The 26,173-nt window shown below is 56.2% G+C and carries 23 protein-coding genes; 10 read left to right on the top strand and 13 right to left on the bottom strand.

From position 1 onward, the window contains the following. Positions 1-276: 276 nt before the first annotated feature. On the top strand, positions 277-1,605 hold the full coding sequence (gene hisD / locus U4Y90_RS02405) for a histidinol dehydrogenase (RefSeq protein WP_321791812.1): 1,329 nt from the start codon (positions 277-279) through the stop codon (positions 1,603-1,605). Between the two features lie 162 nt (positions 1,606-1,767). Here the strand turns inward: hisD and U4Y90_RS02400 are convergent, their stop codons facing one another. After that, a complete protein-coding gene (locus tag U4Y90_RS02400; RefSeq protein ID WP_321791811.1) occupies positions 1,768-2,559 on the bottom strand; it encodes an inositol monophosphatase family protein in 792 nt (263 codons plus the stop codon). 204 nt (positions 2,560-2,763) lie between these two features. Here U4Y90_RS02400 and U4Y90_RS02395 point away from each other — a divergent pair, with 204 nt between their 5' ends. Then, positions 2,764-3,921 (top strand): serine hydrolase domain-containing protein, encoded by a 1,158-nt coding sequence (locus U4Y90_RS02395; RefSeq protein ID WP_321791809.1) that lies wholly within the window; start codon positions 2,764-2,766, stop codon positions 3,919-3,921. A gap of 90 nt (positions 3,922-4,011) precedes the next feature. Here U4Y90_RS02395 and U4Y90_RS02390 read toward each other — a convergent pair whose 3' ends face one another. After that, complete coding sequence (locus U4Y90_RS02390) at positions 4,012-5,400, bottom strand: APC family permease (protein ID WP_321791807.1); 1,389 nt, start codon at positions 5,398-5,400, stop codon at positions 4,012-4,014. Between the two features lie 662 nt (positions 5,401-6,062). Between U4Y90_RS02390 and U4Y90_RS02385 the strand changes: the two genes are divergently transcribed. From U4Y90_RS02385 to U4Y90_RS02375, 3 genes are all read left to right on the top strand, one after another. Beyond that, a complete protein-coding gene (locus tag U4Y90_RS02385) occupies positions 6,063-6,890 on the top strand; it encodes an XRE family transcriptional regulator (protein WP_321791806.1) in 828 nt (275 codons plus the stop codon). Between the two features lie 205 nt (positions 6,891-7,095). Further along, positions 7,096-8,235 carry a branched-chain amino acid ABC transporter substrate-binding protein gene (locus U4Y90_RS02380; protein ID WP_321791804.1) on the top strand — a complete coding sequence of 380 codons (1,140 nt, stop codon included), beginning with the start codon at positions 7,096-7,098 and terminating at the stop codon, positions 8,233-8,235. A 67-nt stretch (positions 8,236-8,302) separates the two neighbouring features. Next, complete coding sequence (locus U4Y90_RS02375) at positions 8,303-9,280, top strand: aminotransferase class IV (protein WP_321791802.1); 978 nt, start codon at positions 8,303-8,305, stop codon at positions 9,278-9,280. 66 nt (positions 9,281-9,346) lie between these two features. On the opposite strand, the gene U4Y90_RS02370 is transcribed toward U4Y90_RS02375, so the two are convergent. From U4Y90_RS02370 to treS, 4 genes are all read right to left on the bottom strand, one after another. Then, on the bottom strand, positions 9,347-9,739 hold the full coding sequence (locus U4Y90_RS02370) for a VOC family protein (protein WP_321791800.1): 393 nt from the start codon (positions 9,737-9,739) through the stop codon (positions 9,347-9,349). 3 nt (positions 9,740-9,742) lie between these two features. Next, positions 9,743-10,879, bottom strand: a complete 1,137-nt coding sequence (locus U4Y90_RS02365; RefSeq protein WP_321791798.1) for an MFS transporter — start codon at positions 10,877-10,879, stop codon at positions 9,743-9,745. Between the two features lie 37 nt (positions 10,880-10,916). After that, on the bottom strand, positions 10,917-11,732 hold the full coding sequence (locus U4Y90_RS02360; protein ID WP_321792557.1) for a DeoR/GlpR family DNA-binding transcription regulator: 816 nt from the start codon (positions 11,730-11,732) through the stop codon (positions 10,917-10,919). Positions 11,733-11,941: 209 nt separating this feature from the next. Beyond that, positions 11,942-14,032, bottom strand: a complete 2,091-nt coding sequence (gene treS / locus U4Y90_RS02355; RefSeq protein WP_321791796.1) for a maltose alpha-D-glucosyltransferase — start codon at positions 14,030-14,032, stop codon at positions 11,942-11,944. Between the two features lie 506 nt (positions 14,033-14,538). Between treS and U4Y90_RS02350 the strand changes: the two genes are divergently transcribed. Then, positions 14,539-14,841 carry a DUF4148 domain-containing protein gene (locus U4Y90_RS02350; protein ID WP_321791794.1) on the top strand — a complete coding sequence of 101 codons (303 nt, stop codon included), beginning with the start codon at positions 14,539-14,541 and terminating at the stop codon, positions 14,839-14,841. Between the two features lie 338 nt (positions 14,842-15,179). Here the strand turns inward: U4Y90_RS02350 and U4Y90_RS02345 are convergent, their stop codons facing one another. From U4Y90_RS02345 to U4Y90_RS02325, 5 genes are all read right to left on the bottom strand, one after another. Next, a complete protein-coding gene (locus U4Y90_RS02345) occupies positions 15,180-16,412 on the bottom strand; it encodes an FAD-binding oxidoreductase (protein WP_321791793.1) in 1,233 nt (410 codons plus the stop codon). 65 nt (positions 16,413-16,477) lie between these two features. Further along, positions 16,478-17,209, bottom strand: a complete 732-nt coding sequence (locus U4Y90_RS02340) for an amino acid ABC transporter ATP-binding protein (protein WP_321791791.1) — start codon at positions 17,207-17,209, stop codon at positions 16,478-16,480. A gap of 12 nt (positions 17,210-17,221) precedes the next feature. Beyond that, a complete protein-coding gene (locus tag U4Y90_RS02335) occupies positions 17,222-17,914 on the bottom strand; it encodes an ABC transporter permease subunit (RefSeq protein ID WP_321791789.1) in 693 nt (230 codons plus the stop codon). Positions 17,915-17,919: 5 nt separating this feature from the next. Beyond that, positions 17,920-18,648, bottom strand: a complete 729-nt coding sequence (locus tag U4Y90_RS02330; protein WP_321791787.1) for an amino acid ABC transporter permease — start codon at positions 18,646-18,648, stop codon at positions 17,920-17,922. 46 nt (positions 18,649-18,694) lie between these two features. Further along, positions 18,695-19,600, bottom strand: a complete 906-nt coding sequence (locus tag U4Y90_RS02325; RefSeq protein WP_321791785.1) for an amino acid ABC transporter substrate-binding protein — start codon at positions 19,598-19,600, stop codon at positions 18,695-18,697. A 763-nt stretch (positions 19,601-20,363) separates the two neighbouring features. On the opposite strand from U4Y90_RS02325, the gene U4Y90_RS02320 reads away from it, so the two are divergent. The 3 genes from U4Y90_RS02320 (at position 20,364) to U4Y90_RS02310 (ending at position 22,402) form a co-directional block, all read left to right on the top strand. Next, positions 20,364-21,056 (top strand): GntR family transcriptional regulator, encoded by a 693-nt coding sequence (locus tag U4Y90_RS02320; protein WP_321791783.1) that lies wholly within the window; start codon positions 20,364-20,366, stop codon positions 21,054-21,056. 93 nt (positions 21,057-21,149) lie between these two features. After that, positions 21,150-21,953 (top strand): helix-turn-helix transcriptional regulator, encoded by an 804-nt coding sequence (locus tag U4Y90_RS02315; protein WP_321791782.1) that lies wholly within the window; start codon positions 21,150-21,152, stop codon positions 21,951-21,953. 209 nt (positions 21,954-22,162) lie between these two features. Then, on the top strand, positions 22,163-22,402 hold the full coding sequence (locus U4Y90_RS02310) for a hypothetical protein (protein WP_415749280.1): 240 nt from the start codon (positions 22,163-22,165) through the stop codon (positions 22,400-22,402). Between the two features lie 97 nt (positions 22,403-22,499). On the opposite strand, the gene U4Y90_RS02305 is transcribed toward U4Y90_RS02310, so the two are convergent. Beyond that, positions 22,500-23,123 (bottom strand): GIY-YIG nuclease family protein, encoded by a 624-nt coding sequence (locus U4Y90_RS02305; RefSeq protein WP_321791780.1) that lies wholly within the window; start codon positions 23,121-23,123, stop codon positions 22,500-22,502. A 622-nt stretch (positions 23,124-23,745) separates the two neighbouring features. Between U4Y90_RS02305 and U4Y90_RS02300 the strand changes: the two genes are divergently transcribed. Continuing rightward, positions 23,746-24,900, top strand: coding sequence for a hypothetical protein (locus U4Y90_RS02300; protein ID WP_321791778.1), 1,155 nt, complete (start codon positions 23,746-23,748; stop codon positions 24,898-24,900). Between the two features lie 423 nt (positions 24,901-25,323). On the opposite strand, the gene U4Y90_RS02295 is transcribed toward U4Y90_RS02300, so the two are convergent. Then, positions 25,324-26,124, bottom strand: coding sequence for an H-NS family nucleoid-associated regulatory protein (locus tag U4Y90_RS02295; protein WP_321791776.1), 801 nt, complete (start codon positions 26,122-26,124; stop codon positions 25,324-25,326). Positions 26,125-26,173 lie beyond the last annotated feature (49 nt).

The raw sequence follows: 26,173 nt of genomic DNA, 5'->3' as shown, positions 1-26,173 counted from the left end.
CGACTGATATCGCTCAGCCTGCGTGCAGTTCAATTGCTGAAGGTCGGTCACCCAACTGTGATACGCCACTTGAGCATCGCAATAGCGTCACAGTGCGTCACTGAGAGGTGGTCCGCGAAATTGAATTGACCATTTTATCGACTGATACTGGTTGCGCGCTGCAAAAAGTGACGCGCTTTCCCACAGATGAACGCGACTCCGAGATGAGTCAGAGCAGCACCAAATTTTTCTTTGAAGATTCCGCTAATTTTTGAATTTGCATCATAAGGGGCAATTATGTCGTTCTTCCTGAAGTCGGCCACCACTGAACCCACTGGCGAAGCTGATACCAAGCAGGTCCGCCGCGTCGTTGAAGAGATGATTGCCGACATCTCGACGCGTGGTGATGAAGCTCTCCATGCTTACTCCACGAAGTTCGACAAGTGGAATCCGACGCAGTTTCGTCTTTCGCAAGAGCAAATTGATGCTTGTCTGGCCGAGCTGTCGGAACAAGAAATCGCAGACATCAAGTTCGCTCAGGAGCAAGTTCGCAACTTCGCGCGTCATCAACTTTCTTCGATGCGAGACATCGAAGTCGAAACGTTGCCTGGCGTCGTTCTTGGTCACAAGAACGTGCCGGTTGAAACGGTCGGCTGCTACATTCCGAGTGGTAAGTACCCGCTGGTCGCGTCGGCGCACATGGGTATTGTCACGGCTAAGGTTGCCGGTGTGAACAAGGTTATCGCAACCTCGCCGCCGTTCGAAGGCAAGCCGAGCGCACCTGTTATCGCTGCCATCCACCTCGCCGGTGCCGACGAGATTTACTGTATCGGTGGCGTTCAAGCCGTGACCGCAATGGCGCTGGGCATTGGCGAGTTTCCTCAAGTGGACGTCATTGTCGGCCCGGGTAATGCCTACGTCGCGGAAGCGAAGCGTCAGTTGTATGGCACGGTGGGCATTGACTTGGTCGCGGGTCCGACGGAGACGTTGATTATCGCCGACGAGTCGGTCGACGCAGAACTCATCGCAACCGACTTGCTTGGTCAAGCAGAGCATGGACCGACCTCGCCCGCAGTGCTCATCACGACGTCCAAGGAACTGGGCGAGCAGACCATGGTAGAGGTGGAGCGTCTGCTGGGTCAACTCGACACGGCTGAAATTGCTCGCAAGGCTTGGGAAGGTTACGGCGAAATCATCGTGTGCGAAGACGATGAAGAAGTGATTCGCGAATCGGACCGGGTCGCATCGGAGCACGTTCAAGTCATGACTCGCGACCCTGATTTCTTCCTCAAGCGACTGCGCAACTATGGTGCGCTGTTCCTGGGTGCACGCACGAACGTGGCCTATGGCGACAAGGTGATTGGTACCAACCACACGTTGCCGACCTCGCGCGCTGCCCGCTTCACGGGTGGCTTGTGGGTTGGCAAGTTCCTGAAGACTTGCACCTACCAGCGTATCTTGACTGACGAGGCGTCGGTTCTCGTCGGCGAATACTGTTCGCGTCTGTGCATTCTGGAAGGCTTCTCGGGTCATGCTGAACAGGCAAACATCCGACTGCGTCGTCTTGGAAACATTGATGTGCCGTTCGGTAAGGCCGCGCCTGCCACGGCATCCACTGGTGCATGATGCTTTAACTTTCAGTTTCGAAGCGGCCTAGCGCCGCGCGCGACTATCAAGGCAGGCACCGATTGTTCGAGCATCGGTGCCTGTTTTGCATTTGTCGTCGCTCCCATTCCCAGCGTAAGGGCGGCGACAGTCACGGAATCAGGGTCCATCGAAGCTCTCGCCTTACTCAGAGGAACCGCTCAGCTTCGTGGTCTCTTGCAACATCGCTCGATGCAATGATGGTGTCGCCGCAGCGATGACGCGTCCGTCGCTTGCGGGGGTCAGCGCATTGCCGTTCCAATCGGTTATAACCCCGCCTGCACCAGTCACAATCGGGGCGACCGGGAGGTAGTCGTAGGGTTTCAGTCCTGCTTCTATGATTGCATCAATTTTGCCCGCGGCGAGCATGGCGTAGCTGTAGCAATCGCCACCGAATCTCCTGAATCGCGCTTGGCGGCTCAGGGACTCGAACACTTCCCATTCGACTTCGCTGAACATATCAGGCGATGTTGCGAACATGTTGCAGGAGCCAAGGTCCTCGCACGCGCTGGTTCGGATTGCTGTGCCATTTCGCGTGGTTCCATTCTGTGGCCCGCAGACGAAGCGCTCTCCTAGTGCGGGGACATCGATGATGCCGAAGACCGGACGAAGGCCCTCGAGAAGTGCCACAAGGGTCCCCCATATCGGCATCCCGCTGATGAAGCTTTTTGTTCCGTCTATAGGGTCGATAACCCAGCAGAGCTCCGCGGACGTGTTCACCGCCGGCTGCTCCTCACCAAGGATGCCGTGCCGCGGAAACGCGTGTGCAATCCGGCGGCGAAAAAGTGCTTCAATTTCGATATCAGCGACTGTGACAGGGCTCGCGTCTTCCTTTTGCGAGACGTCGATGGTCTGCTTGAAGTAGCGCATGCCAATCGGGCCTGTCTCGTCGAGCGTTGTATGGGCAAACTCGAGGTAGCTTTCGACTGAGTTCATAGTTTTCGGGACCTGGCAGAACGAGGCGTCGCTGTCCAGTAGGACATTGTGCTGCTGACCAACAGCGTGACGAGCCTTCGTCAACAATTTATGAACTGTCTTGGCGGAGCTCTTGCCCGCATGCTTCGCTATCGGGTGAGGACATCTCAACACAGGTAAGCTTGTTAATATTAAAGCGGTTATCGCCGTCTTTGGAGGAACTCAATGCATTCGCAACGACGATTTGACCTAGTGCAACGACTGCGCCACATCATGGAATCCGCGGTGAATGAAGCTCGAGTCGCGGGTGGCGTCGTGGTGGTGGCGCATGACGGTCAGGTCATTGTAGAAGAGGCTTTTGGTCTCGAAAATGTGGCCTCAAATACCGCCATGCACTCCCAAGCGCGGTTCCGCCTGGCATCGGTGACGAAGCCAATCATATGCTTCGCGGCGTTGCGTCTGGTCGATGCGGGACGACTGCGTCTAGATAAGCCGATTACTCGTTGGTTGCCGTACTTCCGACCATCGCTTCCCGATGGCAGCATTCCAGACATCACGTTACATCAACTGCTTACACATACTTCAGGACTGAGCTATGGATTCCAGGAAGCAGCCGGCACGGAGTACCACGAACTAAAGGTCTCCGATGGCCTCGATTGCGCTGGATTGACCCTTGAGCAGAATTTGGAGCGGCTCGCGATGACGAAACTTCACTTCGGTCCCGGAACGGCCTGGAAGTATTCGCTCGCGATTGATGTCATCGGTGCAATCATCGAACGAGTAACAGGTCGTTCGTTGCCGCATGCCATCGACGAGCTTGTAACTTCTGCCCTCGAGCTTCCCTCGCTTGCTTTCAATGTACCGGTTGACGTTGCGCTCGCTGTCCCGTACGTGAACTGCGAACAGAAGCTACTTGAGATGGAAGAGTCGCGTATGGTCACGCCTCCGGATGGCGTGAACGCAATCCGCTTCTCTCCGGGCAGAGCGTATTCTACCAGCGACTTTCCGTCTGGCGGCGCCGGGATGGTCGGAACTGCAATCGACATTTTGAGATTCCTCGAGGCTACCCGAACTGACGGCGGTGGACTCTTGACTGCCGAATTGGCTCACCTGATGGCCGTACCGCATGTCACTGCGGATATGCGTGGACAAAAGGATGGATGGGGCTTTGGCTACATGGGTGCGGTATTGATGGAGCCGTCGATTTTGAACACTCCACAAACTATCGGGACGGTCGAGTGGGGCGGGGTGTACGGTCACAATTGGTTTGTTGACCGAGCCGCAGCGCTGACGGTGGTGTCGCTGACCAACACGACTTGGGAGGGAGTGGGGGGACGCTTTCCTCTCGATGTACGTGACGCAGTCTACGACGCGCTCAACTAGAAGCGAAATTGTCTCCTCGACCAAGCAACCGAAAAGACCGGGACAGACAACTGTCCCGGTCTTAATCAGTTCCTCTACTTCATTGCCTCGTTAGACTTCGAGCGCGACTTTTCGACCCAAGCCAAAGCGCATGACGAGGTAATAGGCGAGTCCGAGTGCAAGCCAAATTACCCCCATCTGCAGTGTCGCGATTCGCATTGACGACATGAGGGCCACGATGATAGCGAGGCCGATGAGCGGCATGACCATGTGAGAGATGATTTTTCGTGACCCCTTCTTGAACCAAAAATAGCCAATCAGGGAGACATTCACCAGAATGAATGCTGAAAGGGCACCGAAGTTCTGGAAGAGGGCCAACTCATCGAGACGGTCTTGAAATGCCAGCGACACGACGAGAGAGACTCCTGCTACGAAAAGGTTCGCAACATAAGGCTGCTGGCTCTTGGTGCTCACGCGTGCAAACACGTGAGGCAACTGACGGTCTCGGCCCATCGCGTAGATGATTCGAGAAATAGCGAGTTGCGAGACAATTGTGCAGGGGATACCGAAAGCTAATGCGGTGCCGATGGAGGTAAGGCCGAAGAGCCAGTTTCCACCCGCATAACGCGAGATGTCATAGAAAGCCGTGTCCGGAGAGGAGATGTGAGCGCCAGGCGTCAAATCGGCTGCGACCCATGTTTGCAAAACAAAGAGAACAGCCATAATGCCCAGTGTCGCCATGCCCGCGAAGCCGAGAAGGTGCTTCTGTTTAGGCTTCACCTCCTCACCCAGCGTAGTGATTGCATCGAATCCCAAGAAGTTGAGCGAAGCGATAAGGATGCCGCTGCCGGCGGCGGCCCAGGTAAAGGTGTGCGGATTGTAGAGCGTGCTCATTGTCAAGCCGCCGTTACCCTTCCCAGAGTAGAGGGCGAACAAACCGGCTCCAACCACGACGGCGAGTACCGCCAGCATGATGACGAGGAACACGCGATTGGTCTTAGCCGTAACTGAGACACCTACGAGGTTGAGGAACGTGCCGATTCCGATGAAGCCAAGAATCCATCCCCAGCGGGGGATTTCAGGGATGAAGCTGTTCATCGCCGCAGCACTGATGATGGCAAGCAGGCCGGGGCTAATGATGTAGTCGAGAAAGAGAAGCCAGCCAGCGAAAAAGCCTGCGACTTCGCCGATGCCGTGCCTCGCGTACGAGTAAGCGGACCCGGCGTGAGGGAATTCCTTACTCAGCACTGAGTAGCTGCGCGCGGTAAAGGCCATCGCAACTACGCTGAGAATGTAAATCAACGGCACCATGCCGTTTCCCACGCTCGCGATGATGCCGTACATTGCAAACGGCGAGATGGGCAGCATGTAGACCATGCCGTAGGCGATGAGGTCGCTAACACTCAGTGCGCGGTTAAGGCCGGTGGCGTATTCTGCATCAGCCGAATCGCTTGCGGACCGATTCTTCTCGGTCCCCACGTGGGTTGCGATGCCTTCCATTGTTAGTGTCTCCTCGAAGTGCTTCAAATGCGCTGTATGCTTCTTCGTGCGCGGAACATCACGCTAGACAGACGGATGCGTCCGAAACCTCTTCGTCTATCCAAGTGTCCGTTCTGTGGGTGTGGTATGGATATCTCTCGCGAGGTCAATGCAGTTTACGTTGCCAAAATCGGGGGTTGTAGTTCGCATGCTAGTTCGCCGTGCAGCAGACCGACGCAGCTACTGCGTCAGTGTGCGAAGGGTGGACGAGATTTTAGGGGATTTCCCTTATAAATTGCGAAGGAATCGACGCGGATTGTGACTGAGGCACTCCGAGAAAACGACGCCACCGCGCACGTGATTCGCCTTAATCATCGCTGAGGAGTTGTCGTCCTCGATGCATCCTTTTCTTCGGATGTGGCTAACCTGGCGCGTCTGCTGCCACGGCTACGCAAGCCAGCAGAGTTTTTAGGGACAGAGGCGTCGCATCCCAAGTCCGAAGACATACCCTCGGCTGCTTCCCACGACTGGCTATCAGCTCATGTTGCGCGAATTCGTCGCCTCGGTTCTCGGGCCGGTGAACGCAGGCTTTTTTGCTCGTGTGCTGACTCCTTGACTCGACCGGACGCATAAGGAAAATGAGCTGAGTTACCGCCTCATACACATACACGCGCTGCTCGACTATGAACCGTGAACAAGACCTGAAAAACGTAGCGGCCAACCTGAGCCATCTGGCGAACACGTTCGACTCGGCCTCCGAGTTTTGTAGAAAGCTCGATATCAACCGTCAGCAGTTCAATAAGTATGTGGCTGCGCAGCACCTTCCGGCTCAGAAGGTAATTCAGAAAATAGCCCGCCACTTTCTCATTGAGCCTGCTCAACTGTTATTGGCTCCAGCAGCGTTCAAACGTGCCTTCGAAGAGCGCGACCCGGGCTTGCCGTTTGAACTTCAAGGTGCACCCGAGCTAGTCAAGATGTTTCCAGCGGTTGGCAGTTCGGGTGAAGCGATGCGTGGAATGCTCGGCGTCTACCATCGCTATCACAACTCATCCATCTACAAGGGAATGGTGCTGCGGTCTGTGACCTGGCTATACGTCCGCGACGGCACTGCTAGGTACGTCACGATTGAGCGCTTCCCACTACTGGACGGCAGCGCTCGCTCGGGATACACGTTTACCTATCACGGATTCTGTCTTGCATTGGGCGACCGTTTGTTCCTTATCGACTCGGAGAGCAAGCAGCGCAACGAGGTTACGCTTTCAATTCTCACGCAGCAGCCTCGGCGCCCAATTCGCTTTCTGTACGGCATTTATTCAGCAGTCGCTTCGTCCTCTTACCGCCAACCCTTTTCGACGCGCCTCGTTCTGCACCATGTGTCGAATACAAAGCTGACTCGACAGCATCTACGGCAGGCGACCGTACTACGGCCTGACGACGCTTCGATTCCACCGGAAATCCGTAATTATCTTTGCCGTCCTGGGGCGGACACAGTTTGGGGCGGCGAAGACTGACGTCTCTGCAGAGAAATTCGGGCCCGTCCGTTTGCGCACCTTTAAGCGCAGCATGCGTCATAGCGCGCATTTTTTTCCAAGCCAGCGAAGTTGAGAAGGGCTCCACCCCGACCAATACTTGATTAAGGACACTCAAGAGTCCTTCAAACGACATCCCGTCGGGCGGAACTTCGGCGGATGATTAACCAAGTTCGGGGTGGCAGACATGAGAACTCGAAAGTCTCTTTGGCTTGCATGCACTGCGTTAGCCGGCGTCTCGATTGCGCCCACGGTTCACGCAGACACGGTCGTGAAAATCGGCCACATCGCGCCGCTCACCGGTGGATTGGCTCATCAGGGCAAGGACCTCGAAAACGGCGCGCGGCTTGCTGTTGACGAGATAAATCAGGCAGGTCTGGTCATCGCAGGCCAGAAGGTTACGCTCGAGCTCGACTCGCAAGACGATGCTGCTGACCCGAGGCAAGGCACGCAAGCGGCTCAGCGCTTGATTGACGACGGTGTAATCGCGGTGGTGGGGCACCTCAATTCGGGCGTCAATATCCCCGCTTCAAAGTTGTACAACGACGCAGGAATAACGAATATCACTCCGGCGGCGTCCAATCCGGTTCTGACGCAACAGGGCTTCAAGACAGAGTTTCGGCTAGTTGCGACGGATGCTCAACAGGGGCCGGCTCTCGCGAAGTACGCGCAGGCAACGTTCAAGCCTATTAGGGTCGGCGTTGTTGACGACGCAACGGCCTATGGCCAAGGTCTGGCGAACGAGTTCGCGAAAAGTGCTTCGACGCTCGGAATGACGGTGCTTCCACGCGAAGTGACGAACGACAAGGCAATCGACTTCCGCGCAATCTTGACAAAGTTGAAGGCGCAGCGCCCCGACGTCATTATGTACGGCGGCATGGACGCAACGGGGGGGCCGTTCGCAAAACAGGCTAAGCAGCTCGCGGTTGACTCGAAGGTTCTGATGGGCGACGGTGGCTGCACCGCCAACCTTCCAGAATTGGCTGGTGCCGGTTCCGCATCCGTCTACTGCTCGGAAGGCGGAATGGCGTTATCGAAAATGCCGGGAGGCTTGAAGTTCGAGAAAAAGTATACGGACAGATTCAAGGTACCCGTGCAGACGTATGCTCCTTTTAGTTACGACGCTGTGTATGTCATCGTCGACGCGATGAAGCGCTCGCAGTCGGTGTCGGCCGCGAAGATTCTGGCGGTGATGCCCAGGACCGATTACACCGGTGTGACTGGTCGAATTCAATTTGCTCCCAACGGCGACCTGAAACAGCCCGTGGTGTCGATTTACGACTACAAGGACGGAAAGAAGACCCTCGTCGACATCATGAAGCTTTGATATCGAACCGTCCCAATCTATGCGAAGCGCGCCGTTCGTTTCGGCGCGCGAGTTCCAAGGAGATGTCGTGCAAGATTTGAATACAGCGCAAGTGGAGCAAGTGACCCTCAACTTTCCGAAGCGAGATTCTGAATGGCCTTATCAGGCGCTCGGCCCTGCATATGCCGCCGGTATCGCTTATACGGATGACCGATACGTTCCCGTCGCCGACGCGCGAATTTCGCTCCTCGACTGGGGTTTCACACGCTCAGATGCGTGCCAAGACACCATCTCGGTCTACGACGGACAGTTCTTCCGATTGGAAGACCACCTTGAAAGGTTCGAACGGTCGTGGAAGTCGCTGCGTCTGGAAAACCCGCTCAGCCGCGATGAGGTGAGAGACGTGGTTCGAAAACTCGTCGCTATGGGGGGGTGGCGAGACGCGTACATCCAAATCATTATGACTCGTGGGACGCCGCCGGTTGGAAGCCGTGACCCGCGGCTGTGCAAGAACCGATTCCACGCCTTCGCCATCCCCTATGTTTGGATTGCAAACCCCGAGGCGCAGCAACGCGGACTGAAAGTACATGTGAGCGATATTTGTCGCGTTCCAGCTCAGTCGGTCAGCCCTCTCATCAAGCACTATCACTGGTTGGACTTCGAGATGGGCTTGTTCGAAGCGCTTGACCACGGCCAAGACACGGTCCTGCTCAAGAACATCGAAGGATACGTTGCTGAGGGCCCCGGCTTCAATGTTTTTGCGGTTTCGGATGGCCATTTGCTTACACCGCGCTCGAGTGCGCTCGATGGTATGACGCGACGGACGGTGCTTGAGATTGCGAAAGAGGTCGGGATTGAGGCAGCGGAAGTTGATTTGTCAGTTGCAGCGTTGCAGGATGCTGATGAAGCGTTCTTGACGACGACCGCCGGTGGTTTGCTGCCAATCGCAACTGTGAATGGCGCAACGCTAGGCAGCGCGCCGGGTTCCGTAACCGGCCGTTTGCATGGCGAATATTGGGGACGCCGCGCGTCCGGTTGGCTGTCGTCGCCGGCACTCTATTGGTAACCGCGAGGTCACAAGCCCAGCTGCGAACGGAGTCTCTGGACGGCCCCGTTCGCGCTAAGCAAGCAGTCAGACAGTGATTTCGATTCGCGTGCCGTCGGGGGCCGCAATCACTGCCTCGTAGAATCCGTCACCGGTAGGCCTTGGGCCTGACAACAAGCGCCTATCCTTTTCGCACCGTGCTGCCAACTCATCTACCGCAGCGCGACTGCCCAACGAAATCGCGACGTGGTCCCAACCAAAATGCTCTGGTTCTTGCGCGGGTGACAGCCATGGTCCCGTCATGAGCTCAATTTTTGTTTCGCAACCTGGGAGCGTAATGAAGCACGAGATGAAGCCGGGACGGCGCTTGCTATGATAGGTTTCCCCGACCTCAGCCGAAAAGTAGTGGTTCCAGAACGAGGCACTGGCGGACAGGTCCTTTGTCCACAACGCTACATGAGAGATGGTCATCGCGTTCATTCTTTAAGCTCGGCGTTGAGTGACGAGTTGCGCGCAGCAGGGAATGACACACAACAGCCCAGTAAGCAGCCAGAAAGCGCTCTCGAGATTGAGTGCTTTCGCCACGAAGCCTATTCCCGCAGGTCCAGTGAGATACCCAGCGTAACCAACAATGGATATCGCTGAGACCGCAAGCGAGGCGGGCATCGCCTTCTGAACACCCGCCTGACGGAACAAGACGGGGACGATGTTCGATGCGCCAAGCCCGATAAGAACGAATCCGGCCAAAGCGATGAGCGCGATTTGGCCAGTTAAAAGCACGGAGAACCCGACAATTGCCAGAATGGCGCCCCAAAACATCGTGAGTCTGTCTCCGAATCGTGCGGTGATGGCGTCGCCTGAGAGTCTTCCCGCAGTCATTGCGACCGCGAAAAGCATGTAGCCCCAGCCACCTTGAGCGGTGGAAACCAGCTCCTTGTTCGTAATGAGCAAGGCGCTCCAATCTAGTAACGCACCCTCGGCAAGGAATGAAACTGCGGCAAGCGCAGCAACAAGGATGACGATTCCGCGCGGGGCGACAAACAGAGGCGGTCTATCGCTTTTGATGGGAGGAAGGAATCGCGGTCGCGCAATGCACACCGCGGACAACACAATGAGCGAGCTCAGAAGCGTACAGAAGAGCGGATTGACTTTCAGCGACAGGAGCAGTGTTATAAAGCCTGCTCCAGCGAAGCCGCCAATGCTGAACAACGCGTGAAACCCCGACATCAGAGGACGAGAAGATGCGGCCTCTACTTCTACCGCGTGAACATTCATCGCAACTTCGAGCAGACCGAGAGATGCACCGAAAAGGAACAAAGCGAGTGCTAGTTCGAGCTCAGTGCTGGCTACCGTTAGGAGTGGGAGAAGTAGCGCGACTCCAGTGCCGCCGAAAAGGATGACCGGCTTGCTGCCGAAACGTGCGATTAGGCCGCCCGAAAAAGTCATCGCGACGACAGACCCAACACCGAGGCACAGAAGCAGGAGGCCCAAAACACCATCGTCGACGGCCAGCCGTTGCTTAGCGAAAGGTACGAGGGGAGCCCAGCACGATATGCTGAAGCCCGCCGCTAGGAAGGCGAGACGTGTCGCAAGCCGACTCGCCGGCGAGTTCACAGACATAATTTCCTCAAGATGCCTCAGGCGCCTGCTTGCGAGGTCAACGCTTCGCTGCAGTCAATACAGATGGACCGGCCTCCGCGATGCGGCTTTGTTCAGAAGTCGAGACGTCGGACTCCAGGACCAAGGTTGCGAAAGCACTTAACGGGTATACTCGATATGGCGCGCGCGCTTTCAATTTTTCCGACGTGACAAGCGCCATCGAGAGCCTGCTTGACGCCATAACCGCTCGCTTGAACGATGCATCGGCCAACGAGAAGACGCTGACGCCGTGCTCGACCGACACCGAGCAAGCGCCCACAAAGCTTCGGTCGAAGTTCAGCGCGGAGACCCTTTCTACCGCGCTCGCATCCACGGCACCTCCGATAGCCGTATCGACTTCACCGCCAATCAATATGAGCTTGAGGTCGGCCCGTCGGAGCACCGCCGCTGCGATATCGATTGAGTTCGTTGCGACCGTCAATTCGAAGTCTTCAGGAAGATAGTCAACAAGGGCGAAGTTGGTACTGCCGCAATCAAGAAACAATAATTCGCCTCGACGAACCAACGACACGGCGCGTCGCGCCAACGCCTCTTTGCGGTCGCGCGCTTTGTCAATCCGCGCAGCGATTGGTACGTCGTCAGTCGGAATAGGCAGCGCCCCACCATACACCCGCCGGCACCGTCCCTCTGCCGCCAGCGCCCGTAGGTCCCGCCGTATGGCGTCTTCGGAAACCCCAAATTCGACCGCGAGCGCAGCGGCTACAACCGCGTCGCCGTTGGCAAGGCGGGCTGCGATGGTTTCTCTTCTTCCGAGCGGGATTTCGTCGTTCATGCCGCTATGGTATCGTGCAATATCAAGAATGTAAACGTGCATAAACGTGCAGCGCGTGAAGTAGGTGTTTCCTCGCGCCCGCATCGCCACACGGTTGCCTTCGCTTCGGTTCTGAAATGCGTTCTCGTCGATGTAGGGCCCTCGAATCCAGAAGAATTCCTCTGAAATTGGAAGGCCTGTCTGAGTGCAGGAAGGCAACGCCGCATTGGAGCCGACGCGTCCCCGGACAAAACTCGTTGAACAGCTCTGCGTTACGGGATGTCAGGGTCGTCGACGATGGCTGGTGGCAATGAGCTCACAATGCGCAACGAAACTCCTCGATAGCCCTCCAAGGTGAGCCTGAAAGTCCCGAACTCATCCAGGTCGCCGAGTACCGATTCCGCGAGCATGTCCACTACGGGCCCAGGAGCAACGCCCGGCAAAGAGATAGTTTCCTCGACAGCGTGTGCACTGAAGTTCAGCGCGGTCACCTGTGTACCTTTACCCGCGGGCAACTCGTGCACCATGACAAGAAGGCTCGGAGATGCGACGTCGGGGATAGCTATCTGCTTGCTTGACGCAATCTTGTAGGCTTCGCGGACGGCTAGGAGATGCTTGAGTTGTGAGGCAAACGACTCTGGATTGGCCAACTGCTCAGGTAACGGGCCGTAGAGAGATACTGCTCTTGGCAACCCTTCGACGGACAACTCTTCTGACGGGTTCTCTCCAGTAAGGTCGTACCCGCCGCGGTGAATCCAACGAGTGTCTCCGTCGCTCATGCGCTCCTCGACCAATCCCATCGGTAAGGGCAGGGCGCCGACCAGGTCCCAGCCAGATATCGCGAAGACACCTGGCTGAAGCGCGTTGTACATGGCTAGTAGTAGGTGAATCTGCCGGATATTCGCCTTATCATCCTCGGTCATTGCATCGAGCTCTCGAATGTTGAGCGCCGCCGCAATGATGCTTGCTGTCGTGCAAGAGACCCCGTTCGTGACGAACCGCAGGTTGTAGGGAGCATGCTCGCCAGTCAAGCGCTCGTACATCGTTTCGCGAATGTGCTCACGAAGAATATTCCCGGGCCATGTCTGACCTTGGTAAGTGAATGTGGTGTTCGCGTGCAGGGTCCAGAAGTGCACGAGCTCCAGTGTCAGCTCGTCGTGGTTTTGGAGGGCATGAATGAGTGATGCTGGGTCGAGACCATACTGATGAACGGTGCGCAGCATCAAGCGCAAGAATTCGGTGTCACCCGTTAGCAATGCGTGCTGGTAAGCTGGCCGCGTGATGAAGTCATACGAGAGGTCAGCGCCTCCCTTAGACATTGCGGCGATATCGTCCACGGTCAGGTTCAATTCTTGAAAGCTAAAGCCGCCGGCCTTCCGAATAGCGCCGCCTATGAGCTGGTTTCCTGTTATGGAGAGTGGATGGCTTTCGGACCAGGCGTTGGCATGCGCCCTCCGTTCGATTCCCAAGAAGCCGTTAGCATCAAGACGAAGGCCTCGCGCGCCAAGGACATCGAGTGAATGAAGTGCGTCACCGATGATTAACTGCTGAGCAGAGAACGTGGGGTCCAACCAGTTCAAAGACGGCTGCCCTTCCTTGAAATAGTGAAGATACACCCAACGCCTCTTAATGCCATCTACACCGAGAACTGGCCGCGTTGCGCTCCAATCCGTCTCCTTGATTCCCGGCTCGAAGAAGATGACCCTCTGAAGTTGTCCGACGATATAGCACTTCTCTTTCAGGACATCTACTACCTCGGGCAGTAGGTTGACCGAATCCTTTCCGTCGGTAACCTCTGGAAGTAGGACCCAGTCCTCCTCCTTGATTTCTACCATGTGATAGAGGCCCGGGTAGTCTCCGTAGCTCATCTCTGCGAGCCTGAAATCCGGGCCTTTTCCGGTATGCGACGGAACGACGTCGTCGATGACTACCGCATTGTGAGCGGCCGCCATTCGGCTCATGGCAATGAATTCATCTTCTGTCCCGAAGCGAGGGTCAATCTCAAGTCCTATACGGTCGAAGTTGCCATCGACTGACTCGGTGAATGAGTGGGCTTCCAGTCCGCCGGCGAGCTTAGTCGGCCCCGGATGAATCGCTTGTATTCCGATGGATGAGAGCGCTCGCCATAGCGAGTCGCTGCCTAATGTACGTAGAACCGAATCGCCAGGAGGGGTTATCACCGCACCCGGATACGCTGTGAACCAAACTGATGACATGGCGCAAGCAACGCGGGGTCGCGCTTCCGCATAGGGATGTAACCAAAGCCGTGCTTGACCAGCGTACTTTCGCGCGCGAGCCCTGACTTGCTGGAGCATTGATTTACTAACCAGCCAATCTACGTAATCTGGGTCGGGCTTATCCACGGCAGACCTCTTTAGCGAGAAGAAATTCTGGGAGAAATGATTTGTTGCAGCGGTTCCCTCAGGTGCAAGGCATGTTCCAGGCTCAAAAAATCAAGGGCGTGCTACGCGCTAATTCGGTTGCTCAACAACACGCCGAGCGTCAGAGTAACAAGCGAAAACCGTCTACGCGTTGCAAGGAAAAACGAGTGCGTCACACTGCGATAGTTTTGCGAGGGTGCGTGAAGCAGTGCCTTTGAGGCGAAGTAGGGCGTTTCGCTTTATGTCGCGAATGTGTGCGTCATATTGCTTCAACGGGCTCGCTAACTGCGTCACTTGCTTCGCACGGGGAAGCGTCGAAACGAATGGTTTTTGGAAGAAAATCTGATAACGTAAGGAACGCGAATGGCTAGTACTGACTGCGCCGTGAGGCCAGTCGGCTCAGCCTCCTGCTCGAGTCGATGCATGGAGTTCCATTGAGGGGTATCGGTTCATCTAAACAGCTGTCGCATTCAACCCAGGGAGTTTCGATGAAAGCAAAGTTCTGGTTACCGCTGTCTTCTGTGGTCGTTGTAGCACTTGCGGCCACTTTGCCGTCGTTGTCTTACGCGCAGGACGCTGGCTCCGCAACCACCCCGTCTGCGCCTGCAGTGCACTCAGACAAAGCGCAAAAGAAGGCTGCCCGCAAGCAGGCCCGGGCGAAGAAGAACGCCGAATTGAAGAAACTTGAGGACGCCGGTTACAACCCTGCGAGGGGCAATGACCCGAATTACCCGCAGGACCTTCAAAACGCGCAGAAGAAGGCGGGGGTGGGCGGCGGCGCAAGCCAGTGAACTTGGCGTCGCATGATGAGGGGACGCTCGTGAAGGCGAGCGTTTCTCATCGCGTTATTCACATGAGCATGCCCGCAACTGGCGAGCCGTTTGTTTGTGATTGAGGGCCACTATGCGCAAGGTAGGAGCCTTCGCAGCAACGGAGGCTCCCATCGCGTGGCGTTGTTTCGCCGGCTCTTGAGCTACATCGGCGACCGCGAATGCAGGCAAGCGGAATAATTGGGCTGACTCGGCTGCTGTGTGACGCGAATAATGCATTGCGTAACCGGGCCATCGCCTCGTTTGAGCGTCAATCGCAGAAAGGTCTGTGTGTCTAGCCGGCAACTAGCACTCGGTTATCAACGGAACCTTGAAATGGAATAGGCCTGCAAATCGGCTCCATCAGATGCTCCGACCATCACTTCGGTGAGTAGTCTCGCGCTGGTCGGACCTGCGGTAAGTCCACAGTGACCGTGCCCGAAGCAGGTGAACAGGCCCTTGAAGCCCGGAACGGCTCCGATTACTGGTACCGAATCGGGCAGGGAGGGGCGATGGCCCATCCAGAAAATCGGCTCATCGTGCTTGATTCCAGGAAACAGCTTGTGAGCTTGCTTGACCAACACTTCGCAGCGCGAAGGCGATGGCTCTGCTTCAAGCCCCGCGATTTCGACGGTTCCTGCCAATCTCAGGCCCATCTCCATCGAGTTTGCGCCGAAGTACCCCGTTTTGTGAAGAATCGGAACGGCCAGCTTGATGGACGGATTAGGCAGTATGACGTGATACCCGCGCTCCGACTCCAGAGGAACGTGAATTCCGAGCGGAGCAAGCAACCTTGCGGACCATGCACCTGCGGCGACGACGACCCTGCGGCACTTGCGCAGCGAGCCGGTCGTCATTACGGACCATCCTCCGTCAGCGGCTGGCCACAGTCGTTGCACTCGCTCATGCAGGATTGCGCCACCCGCTTCGATAAGCTCATCCTTCACGGCTTGAACTAGGCGGCCAGGGTTGATTGTGTGTCCGTTTCCCGGCACCAGCATAGCTCTTCCAATCGTCGGCGTGATGCCGGGGAAGGTGTCTTTGATTTCCTGCTGAGACAGCTCGCGGGCTTTCACGTCGAACTTCGAGCGCAGAAGGTCCTCTATCCGCGTCTCGAAAGGGCCGACTCCGTCCCAGAGATAAATCTGACCGGTCTCGCGAATAAGGGAGCTGTAAACCTGCGGGGCAACGAGAGCTTTCCAGTCTTGAAAGACCGGGTTTTGAATCCGACGCATCGCCTCGTTACTCTTGTGCACCTGCTGCATGCGGCTTGCCCACAGCCATCTTGCCAGAAAGGGAAAAGCCTTTGCAGCATAGCTGGGACGAACCCGTAGGGGGCCGTCTGGGTCAAGGAGCCATGAGGGGACCTTCTTATACATCCCAGGAAGTGCAATCGGCATTGCCGTGTCAGCAACAAGGAAGCCGGAGTTTCCATATGATGCACCAGAGGCAGGCGGCAACTCATCGATAACGGCGACTTGAACTCCCTTCCGCGCCAAGTTGACACCAGCACTGAGACCGGCGACGCCTGCGCCAACTAAAATAGTGTCCATTCAAAGAGTCCTTTGACTTTTGTTCTAGCCAACCCCAAGAGCTACGCGTTGCAGCCTCTTTTGTGTCAGTGAGAAAGGATTCGCGATAGAAACGACTTGGCGCGGTCGCTACGAGGCGTATCGAAGAACGTATCCTTAGCGGTGTCTTCAACGATTTCTCCGCAGTCCATAAACACGACTCTATCGGCGACTTTTCTCGCGAAGCCCATCTCATGGGTGACGACCATCATCGTCATGCCCTCCCGAGCAAGTTCAATCATTACGTCGAGGACCTCGTTAATCATTTCAGGGTCCAACGCCGAAGTCGGCTCGTCAAAGAGCATGCAAACGGGTTCCATTGCGAGGGCACGTGCGATGGCCACGCGTTGTTGCTGTCCACCCGAGAGTTCGCCCGGAAACTTGTGGGCGTGTGCACGAAGTCCAACGCGGTCCAACAGGTTATTGGCAACCCTCTCCGAGGATTCGCGGTCCCGCTTGAGCACCTTCTGCTGCGCGAGGCAGATGTTATCAATGATTCTCAGGTGGGGAAAAAGCTCGAAGTGTTGGAAGACCATCCCGACCTTGGCCCGAAGGGCCGAAATCTTGCGCCCAGCAGCTTTGACATCTTCTCCACACACGCGAATCAAACCGCGGTCGATGGGCTCAAGGCCGTTGACCGTCTTGATAAGTGTCGATTTGCCTGAGCCTGATGGTCCGCATACGACGACGACTTGGCCGGTTGTCACGTCCGTCGTACAGTCCTTCAAAACTTGGAAGCTCGGACCGTACCATTTGCTTACTGACTCAATTGAAATCATTTCTTGTCCAATTCAATTAGCGGCGCTCATACGGATTTGCAGCACTGCAACCAACCGGCTCGCTGCAAAGCAAATGACAAAGTACACGGCGGCAGCGAAGATATACATCTCGATGAGACGACCAGACCGAGTCGCTACCTTTGCCGCTGCTCCTAGGAAATCGGTGAGTGATAGGACGTACACCAGCGATGTATCTTGGAAAAGGATGATGGTTTGCATCAGCAGAAGAGGCGCCATCTTCCTTAGTGCCTGAGGCAGGACGACATAGCCCATGAGTTGTATGTAGTTCAGCCCAAGCGCCGAAGCTGCACTTATCTGACCTCGGGGAATCGACTGAATACCGGACCGGATAATTTCGGCAAAGTACGCCGCTTCGAAGAGGGTGAACGTGACCAACGCAGATTTGTAGGCCCCAACTTGGACTGGTCGGGAATCGCCGGTTATCCATTGGCCCACATATGGCATCAGGAAGAACAGAAGAAAGATGACAAGGATGAGCGGGAGTGCTCTGAAGAGATTCACATATGCAGCAGCAATTCTAGGAACGACTCGACCCCCACTCAGCCGAAGCATAGCCAGCAGGATGCCCAACAGAATTCCGCCGATAGTGGCTGTAGTAGTTATGGTCAACGTCAGCGACATACCGTCGATGAAGAGGTATCGCAATGACCCAAGAATCACAGGGAAATCAAAGTCTTTGAACATGGCGGTCACCGCACTGCAATGAAGCCAGGGATAGCGACCTTTCTTTCCAGCGTTCTCATAAGGTAGGTGACCAAGAGATTCACAATGAGGTACACCAGCGCGGCAACCGAGAACGCTTCGAAAGTTTGGAACGTAAACTCCTGCATGGCGCGCGCCTGTCCCGTTAGCTCGAGCAGCCCAATTGTCATTGCCACGGACGTGTTTTTCACGGTTGCCATGAAATCGGAAGTCATCGGCGGCAACACGACTCTGTACGCTATCGGCAACAACACGTGGCGATACGATTGACTTCTCGTCAAGCCCAAGGCGGTGGAAGCCATAAGTTGACCGCGTGGGAGCGCGTTGATGCCAGTTCTTACTTGTTCCGCTATCCGTGATGACATGAAGAAGCCGATGGCTAGAACCGCGGTATAGAAGGGACCGTTGTCGGCCTGCTTGATGTAAGTGGAGATTCCATGCGGCAGGAACTCCGGCACCACGAAGAACCAGAGGAAAATCTGCATCAGCAGAGGGACGTTCCTGAATAGCTCGACGTATGAAGTGGCGAGCAGGCGAACCCAGCGGCCCGGCATGGTTCGAGCGACTCCAACAATTGAACCCAAAATGAACGCCAAGGACCATGCGCAAACCGCTGTGAGGACCGTCCACATCAAGCCCGTCAGCAAGAGAAGGTAGTAGGGGGTTCCATCGACTGACATTTGCAGAAACACCTTCCAGTTCCACACGTAACTCATGGGTATCTCCGGTCGATATACTATTTCTCTTGTGACGGGGGGTACGTTACAGCCCGTATTTGCTGAGCTCGTATGAATCAGTTGGGGTCGCGAGGGCGTTTGCGAGTTCTTTCGACATTGGCAGCTTCAGCACGGCGCCACTGGGTGGAATCGGTTTAACGAACCACTTGTCATAGAGCGCATGCATCTCGCCGCTCTTGTAGAGTTCCGCGGTGGTGTCATCGACAATCTTTTTGAACTCCGGGTCTCCGCGCCGAATCATCGGGCCGTATGGGTAAAAGACCTTGAAGGTATCGGTGCTGAGCGAGTATTCGTCAGGAGTCTTCGAATTGGCGACAAGACTCGCTAACAACACATCATCCAAAGCGAACGCATCTGCTCGTCCCGATTGAACCATCAAGAAGCCTTCGGCATGGTCGGTGACGACCAGCACCTTCATCCCAAGGTCATACTTCTTGTTGAACTCGTACAACAGCTGAAGGTTGTTTGTTCCTGCCGTCGACACGACGGTTTTTCCACGCAGGCTTTCGACGGTGGGCAAGTTGCTACTCTTTTTCGCGACAAATCTCGTCCCGGCAAGGAAGTATGTGTTGGAGAAAGCGACCTGGTTCCATCGGTCGGCCATGTTGCCGTCGGAGTTGCACTCGATATCGACGGTGCCATTGGCAAGAAGAGGAAATCGATTTGTCGAATTCACCGTCTGATAAGCGATTTTGAGGTTCGGCAGATTCAGCCGCTTACGCAGTGACTCCGCGACTCGAACGCAAATGTCGTTGCCGTATCCAACAATCTTCTGGTTCTCGTCCAGATAGGAGAAGGGGATGGACACCTCGCGGTTCCCAATCACGATGGTTCCGGTGTCTCTGATTTTCTGAATGGTACCGGTGTCAGCAGCTGCCGCAATCGACAACGACGCCAAGAACACTGCTACGGCTTTGTGAGACGCTCCCATTTTGCTCTCCTTAGAAACAGTCGTACTTCGTTGCGTGCCGAATCATTCGAATCGTGCGCTGAACGCACGCCTCTCTTGCCTCTCATCGGTCAAGTAAAAGAGGCCACAGGACAATAGATGAGGCTCAGTACCATCCAGCAGAATCGCGGCGTTTCGGACCGTCAACCTCCGCTCGGAACGCCGGGTATCCAGTTGAGGACAATGCCCGTCCCCGGGGCATAGTGCGCAGCGAGAGCAGGTGCATCGAGGTCTTGCGGGCCCGTGTGCTTCTGCATCTGCCTCAGTGGCAACTTGGTGAAACTGATTCTGGCGAGGCGATTTTTTTGACGCAATTTCGCACTGCATCTGCGACTGACGCAGTTTGACGCTCCACGGCTTTTCTGAGACTTTCTGTCAGCGTGCGTTGAATCTCGATAGAAGCGTTCTGATACCTGGCCGTTTGCCTGCTGAGCCTTATATGGCGGGACTCTCAGGGCCAGGTTCGCTGCACGCAAGGGGGCGGCTTTCGTCCAGTTATCGGTTTGTGAGGCATCGCAAACAGAGCGGTGAAATTTGGATAGGTGTAAACACCGCTAAGAGGCGTTTGACAGGGTTTGGTGACATATCTACGATTGCTGTGACATGTCAATGCCTCGAACAAGATAGGGTCATTTGCTGTGTGTGCGGCTAATGGGGGCCACTTTCTAGGCGGGCAGTAGTGGCTCGGATTGCATCGTCCTAGTCGTCCTATGCAGTGGGAGCTCAGCCGTCTAGGCGGATAGCGATGAACGCAACAGACAACGTCAGCGCAAGCAACCCGTTTCCGTCGCTGCAACATCAGATATTCGACGACATAAAGCGACGCGTTATCACGTGCGACCTATTGCCGGGAACGGAAGTTACGGAAAAAGCCTTGGCCGAGGAGTATCGAGTGACAAAAGCGCCGATTCGGAGCGCGCTTTCGAGGCTGACCGAGAGCGGTTGGCTGGTCAACGTGCCTCGCAAGGGTCACGTCGTGACCCCGCTCAAAATCAGGGACGTCATCGAGATTTTCGACACCCGTGAATTGGTGGAACCCGAAACGGCGCGCCTGAGTGCGGGCAGAATCTCCAAAGACGCTTTGGGGCAACTCAATGCACCGTGTGCGAGCAAATACCGATTTGACGACACGGATGCAAAGCGTCGGTTTCTGCTTGCGAATGCGGCGTTTCACGTTGGAATCGCCAGAGCGTGCGGCAATAGTCGTCTCGCGCAGATGCTAGAGCTTCTTCACGTCCAAAGCTTAAGAGTGCTTTATCTAAGCATCGGCGCAGCCAACCGGTCGGTTTCTTGGAAGCATGGTTACCAGTCAATGATAGATGTACTCGTCAGGGGAGACGGTGAGGCTGCAGCATTTCGGACGCTGGCGGGAATCAAGCGGAGCAGGGAGGCGGTGATGGACATCATCAAGCACAGCAAGGGCGAAGTGTTCTTCTAGTCCTCGCGTGGGGAACGGCCGGGACACTGTACGAAATAGCGAAGAGCGAAAGAACACACAGTATCTGGAGCGGATGGAATGGACCATAGTCGGATGACCAGCAATCTGGCTTCGAACCTCGCGTTACTTCGCAACTCGTTTGATTCGGTCACGGACCTTTGCAGACAATTGGGCGTCAACCGGCAGCAGTTCAACAGGTACCTCGGAGGAAAGCAGGTGCCGTCGCCACGCGTGCTCAAACGAATGTCAGGCTTCTTCTCGATGGAGCCAGATGATTTGCTCCGCAAGCCGTCTGAATTCAAGGTCATCTGCAACGGGGGTGACCCGGCGTTTCCGTTCGACCTGGGCGATGCTCCATCTCTTCTGCGTTTTCTGCCCTTGATGTCATCGTCGGAAGACGCCTTGAAGGAGCTCTGTGGCGTCTATTACCGCTACCACCATTCGTCGACTGCGAAGGGGACGGTATTGCGTTCAGTAGTATGGCTTCGTGAGCGAGAATCAGTGATTGAATGCGTGACCGTCGAACGGTTCCCGCTAACCAATGAATCGACGCCGCGACACTGCTCGTTTTCCTACAATGGCTATTGCATGATGTTAGGTCAGCGCGTGTTCCTTGTTGATTTCGAAGGGCGACGGAAAAGTGAATTGGCGTTCTCGGTGCTTACTCCGCAACCGCGACGCCCTAGCCGCTTTATGTATGGCCTGCTGACCAGGATTGAGCCGACGTCTCACCGACAAGCTTTCTCAACGAGAGTTGCGTTGGCGCGCGTTGGCCATGGTGGCCTAACGAAGCAGCATCTGCGACACGCTACGACAATGCAGCTGGAGGACCCTTCGATTCCGGAGGAGGTGAGGGCATATCTATCTGAGTCAGACCAGCAATCCGTTTGGGCCTAAAGCGCGAATCGGAGTGGGTAGCCGTGAGGCCGCGGGCTCAGCGATGACGCGCTGTTGCGCCCGACCACGTTTGGTCGTGATGTTCTGCCGCCCGTCTGCGGCAGGCGATGCGACGGAGAACGTCATCTGCTCACAGGGCGGCCGGTCCATCGAGAAAATGGGCAAAGCCGGGTGAATACTTCCGGACACGGTTTGCGAAGCGCTTCAACGTGCCCATCCAAATCAACGCTCCGTTTGCAGGCGACTCGGTGTACGTCATCGTGGGCGCCATGACGCGTGCAAACTCAACCGACCCTGTGGAGGTCCTGTCGGCAATGCCGGCGACTGACTACACGGGTGTCACGGGCGGGACGCAGTTCGATGCGCACGGCGACCTGCTGCACGGCGTGGTCTCAATGTATGACTACAAGGCGGGGAAGAAGACGTTGGTGAGCGAGATTAGGATGTGATGGGCGCGGGCTCACGTATCGCGAGCACCAGGGTTAGCCCTCGCATCGTGCGAGGGCCGCTTGACGGCATAGCGAGGTTCAGCCGCGAGGTGTGTTTTCATTTCGAATGAAAAGGCAGCCTTAGCCCCTTGAAGCCACGCAAGCCTGTTCCGCCTTGTCTAGTGCGGACGAACCCCATGCGGCGAAGCAAATCGACCAACGCCTTAGTGGTGGAAGGCTCAATTGCGTCGGTCGAGCGAACCCGCATCCAAGCGTCGAAGAGAGCTGTGGTCTGAATGAACGTAGCGCCTGGACTCGCGATAGACCGTACCCATTGGGCGAATTCATCTGCGGGAATAGCTGAATGCTTGAGCCGCGAGGATTCTTCGAAGGACTCGCCGATGGCAATGCCGGGGGCAATGCGTTCGTAGTGGAGTTCGCTGTATTTCATCGCGGCCGCACGGATTGCGTCGCGGGCAGTCGATACCCCGCAGCGAAAGAACTCCTTCGCCTCATGATAAGGGGCGAGCATGATGTGGGCCTTCTTCTCGACGTCGAAGTGGTGGGCCACTAGCGCGCAGTACTTCATCGTGAAGCGAGTAGGAACGCCAGTGCTCGAGAGCTCGCGCGCTCGAATGGCTGGAACGGTCTGGGTGCATCCCACCTTGACGAGCTCGGGGTATGAAGCGCTGGATAAGACGTAGACCCAACCTTCCGTGACCGCTTGCCTTTTGTTGCCCATGAGCATCCTCCGTTCTCTTGAGACGTAAGCGGTCGACGATGCCACACGTAGCCAGTCGCGCGCCTCGCAAACGTTTCACACTCGCGGAGTCCTTGCCCGAATCCAGATTGATGTTCCCATAGACGTACGTATGGGAGTGGATTTTTTTCTTTATGGGCGCCTTTTCCGTACTGTCAGTTCGCTATGTCGTGGGCGTCCTTGATGTTGCCGAGAGTCTGACGGTGAACACCGTTCAGCGCCAAACACACAGTTGAGCAAGAACAGCAGGCGGAGCAAAAGCGTCCATCGAACACAGGCAGCGAGTCGTACGAAGGGTGGCCCCGCTGATTCACTACTACTTCGGCTTGAGTTGTCGGCGGCCTTTGCCTAACCTCAGTCCTGATGTCGTTGTAGTGAAACGTGTAATCAATGCGACGCCGCAGGACTACCACGACCAGCGACGTTTGCGGTCAACGAGGCGAGCGATTGGCAATTTGCAACCTGTTCAGAGACGGACAGACTGTTCTTCATTGATGCTTGCTCCGATGTCGAGAACGCTTGGCTGTCGCCCTCTCTTGCCCGCAGAGCTCTTCACGTCCTTGCTGCTGCTTGACCTTCGTTTATCTTGAGGCGGGAGTACGACATGAGAACTTTGCATGTGTCTTCGCTCTTTTGGTTTCAGAGGTTGAGCGGACTGATAATCCTCTCACTTCTATGCAGTTGTACAAACTTCGCCGTCACCGATTGCACGGAGGACGGTGAATCTGTGCTCGGCAAGGACGTCGGCCGAATTCGGTCCTCTCGCGTCAGGATGATTTTTGAAGACAGCCATGCGGCAGCGGCTCGCTTCGTCCCCTACGCCGCGATGTCCGCCCTTGCATACGAGGAGTCGCACACGTGTCCCGGTGCGGAGCCGTTGAAGCCTGTTGATGGGGCTTCGACGAAAGAGCTGGACGCGTTAAAGTCGCTTCACGCGGTGCTGGAAGGAACTTCTTTTGGCGGTCCCTGGACTCCGGCGGCCGAAATTGCCGTGCCGGGCTATTGTCAAGACGACATCGGCTTCTCATACCATGTATGGAAGCGGCAAGGGCTAGGCACCTTGGACGTGGTCATGGTCTTTCGAGGCACAGACAATAACAACACGAAGGACTGGGTCTATGGGAATCTGTATTGGTTCACACACTGGTTCACCGACCGGAACCAGTATGAAGAAGCCGTGCAGCAGACCAAGCGGGTGATAGCTTACTTCAGGACAGGAAAGGGACAGCCGGCGGGTGGAATCAAGGTGAGGTTCTTCACGGCTGGTCACTCACTGGGTGGAGGCTTGGCACAGCACGTCCTGTACGCACTGCCCGACGACATCATTCAAGCCTACGCTTTTGACCCGAGCCCGGTGACAGCACACGCGGATACGCCCTCGAAGGACACCTACGCCAAAGCGTGCTCGTGTGTCGCAGTGATGCCAGAAGCGCGGATTTATCGGTTCTACGAGTCCCACGAGATACTCACGCACCTCCGCTTCATACACAAACTATTCTTCGCGCCGGACCGTCACATCCAGGAGGTCCGTTTTGGTTACCCCGAGTCACGCAATGCCGTGAAGCGTCATTCGATGCCTGCGCTCGCGGTAAACATGGTCAACGACGCACAAGCGAACCCGGGCCAGCCGTACACGGTTCCGTGGTACGCGAGCCGTGGTTCGAGGGATGGCAAGAGCTGCACAGCATTTTTCGAGGAGGAGCAAGAGGCGAGCTGTCGAAAAGTCGCTGACTCGAACGGGGACGCTTGCCCTCAATGACCGTGGGTCCCATGCTCGCCACGGCGTCTGGCCGATGGGCTTGCCGGCCTTGCAGTTGACGCGACGGAGAACGTCATCTGATTCCAAGGCGGACACGGTCGATTGAAAAGAGGGGCAAGGCTGGTGAAGACTTATAGACCAGGTTCGCGATGCTTTAGCGCCCTCGTTCAAATCGTCGCCCCGCTCACATTCGACGCGGTGTACATCATCGTGGACGCCACGAAGCGTACGAACTCAGCCGACCAGGCGAGCGTGCTGGTAGCCATGCCGGCAACGGGCTATGTCAGCATGGCGGCGGAAACACAATTCGACGCTGACGGCGACCTTGCACAGCGTGGTCTCGATGAATGCCTACAAGGCTAGACGTTGATGAAGTTCACTCACAAACACCCTCGAGAACGAGCGCCGCTCGCATCGACAATCTCACGCAGATGCAGCGCTCACTGCGTCAAGTGCCGGCGCTGTTGCCGCGGTCGTCGGCGCGACCTTGCGCGCAGTCTTTTTGCGAGCAGTAACCTTTTTTGCAGTGACGGTTGGCTTCGCTGAAGCCTTCTTTACGCCCGCAGGCTTTTTCGATGCCGCGACCTTCTTGGCATCAAGTTTCTTGCTCGCAGCGCGGACCTTAGGTGCACCTTTCGACGTGGTCGCCTTGCGAATCGCCGACGAATCTGCCGGAGCGGCAGATGCTTGCTCAATCAGAAACTTGCTTCGGTCTTTGGCGGACGCCAGCCATCTCGGAGCAGGGCCACGACCGCTCCATGTAGCTCCGGACTTCGGGTCACGATATTTCGCAGGCAACGCACCTTTTGACTGCACTTTACGAGCCGAGGCCTTTCCGCTAGTCGCTCCGACCGTCTTCGCTAAAGACGCGGAGTGGGCGCCGTCGATGAGAAATTTTGTGCGGTCTTTCACGTCTTTAATCCATGCCGGCGGCCGAGCATGTCCGCTCCATGTCTCGCCAGTTTTTGGATTCAAGTATTTTGCGGGCAACTTTCCTTTGGCAGTGAGGGGTGCCTTAACGCCTCGACTGGCGGCAGTGCGGCCGCCTGCCTTTGCGTCTCTTCTCGCTTTCGCCTTGGACTCGATGTCGGAGGTGGTCAAGCCGTGCTTCAACATCAACTCGCGAATTTGGTCCACCGCAGCTTGGGCTTTCTTAGCGACGATGGCCTCCGCTTGTGCTTGCAGTTTCCTCATCCGAGCCTGAATCTTGTCGAGTGTGGTCATGGTCGCCTCCGTGCCGTAACACGCTGAACTATGACACAGCCACCAGAAG

Source organism: Caballeronia sp. J97, from assembly GCF_905220305.1.
Taxonomy (GTDB): Bacteria; Pseudomonadota; Gammaproteobacteria; order Burkholderiales; family Burkholderiaceae; genus Caballeronia.
Note: the sequence above shows the minus strand (reverse complement) of the source record. Positions and strands in the feature narration are given on the sequence as shown.

Coding starts and splice junctions, on each gene's coding strand:
- U4Y90_RS02315 (WP_321791782.1), top strand. CDS start 21,150: ATGACCAGCAATCTGGCTTCGAACCTCGCGTTACTTCGCAACTCGTTT.
- U4Y90_RS02340 (WP_321791791.1), bottom strand. CDS start 17,209: ATGATTTCAATTGAGTCAGTAAGCAAATGGTACGGTCCGAGCTTCCAA.
- U4Y90_RS02325 (WP_321791785.1), bottom strand. CDS start 19,600: ATGGGAGCGTCTCACAAAGCCGTAGCAGTGTTCTTGGCGTCGTTGTCG.
- U4Y90_RS02300 (WP_321791778.1), top strand. CDS start 23,746: ATGAGAACTTTGCATGTGTCTTCGCTCTTTTGGTTTCAGAGGTTGAGC.
- U4Y90_RS02295 (WP_321791776.1), bottom strand. CDS start 26,124: ATGACCACACTCGACAAGATTCAGGCTCGGATGAGGAAACTGCAAGCA.
- U4Y90_RS02365 (WP_321791798.1), bottom strand. CDS start 10,879: ATGTCTGTGAACTCGCCGGCGAGTCGGCTTGCGACACGTCTCGCCTTC.
- U4Y90_RS02330 (WP_321791787.1), bottom strand. CDS start 18,648: ATGAGTTACGTGTGGAACTGGAAGGTGTTTCTGCAAATGTCAGTCGAT.
- U4Y90_RS02385 (WP_321791806.1), top strand. CDS start 6,063: ATGAACCGTGAACAAGACCTGAAAAACGTAGCGGCCAACCTGAGCCAT.
- U4Y90_RS02400 (WP_321791811.1), bottom strand. CDS start 2,559: ATGAACTCAGTCGAAAGCTACCTCGAGTTTGCCCATACAACGCTCGAC.
- U4Y90_RS02380 (WP_321791804.1), top strand. CDS start 7,096: ATGAGAACTCGAAAGTCTCTTTGGCTTGCATGCACTGCGTTAGCCGGC.
- U4Y90_RS02395 (WP_321791809.1), top strand. CDS start 2,764: ATGCATTCGCAACGACGATTTGACCTAGTGCAACGACTGCGCCACATC.
- U4Y90_RS02335 (WP_321791789.1), bottom strand. CDS start 17,914: ATGTTCAAAGACTTTGATTTCCCTGTGATTCTTGGGTCATTGCGATAC.
- U4Y90_RS02390 (WP_321791807.1), bottom strand. CDS start 5,400: ATGGAAGGCATCGCAACCCACGTGGGGACCGAGAAGAATCGGTCCGCA.
- U4Y90_RS02360 (WP_321792557.1), bottom strand. CDS start 11,732: ATGCACGTTTACATTCTTGATATTGCACGATACCATAGCGGCATGAAC.
- U4Y90_RS02370 (WP_321791800.1), bottom strand. CDS start 9,739: ATGAACGCGATGACCATCTCTCATGTAGCGTTGTGGACAAAGGACCTG.
- U4Y90_RS02345 (WP_321791793.1), bottom strand. CDS start 16,412: ATGGACACTATTTTAGTTGGCGCAGGCGTCGCCGGTCTCAGTGCTGGT.
- U4Y90_RS02350 (WP_321791794.1), top strand. CDS start 14,539: ATGAAAGCAAAGTTCTGGTTACCGCTGTCTTCTGTGGTCGTTGTAGCA.
- U4Y90_RS02320 (WP_321791783.1), top strand. CDS start 20,364: ATGAACGCAACAGACAACGTCAGCGCAAGCAACCCGTTTCCGTCGCTG.
- hisD (WP_321791812.1), top strand. CDS start 277: ATGTCGTTCTTCCTGAAGTCGGCCACCACTGAACCCACTGGCGAAGCT.
- U4Y90_RS02305 (WP_321791780.1), bottom strand. CDS start 23,123: ATGGGCAACAAAAGGCAAGCGGTCACGGAAGGTTGGGTCTACGTCTTA.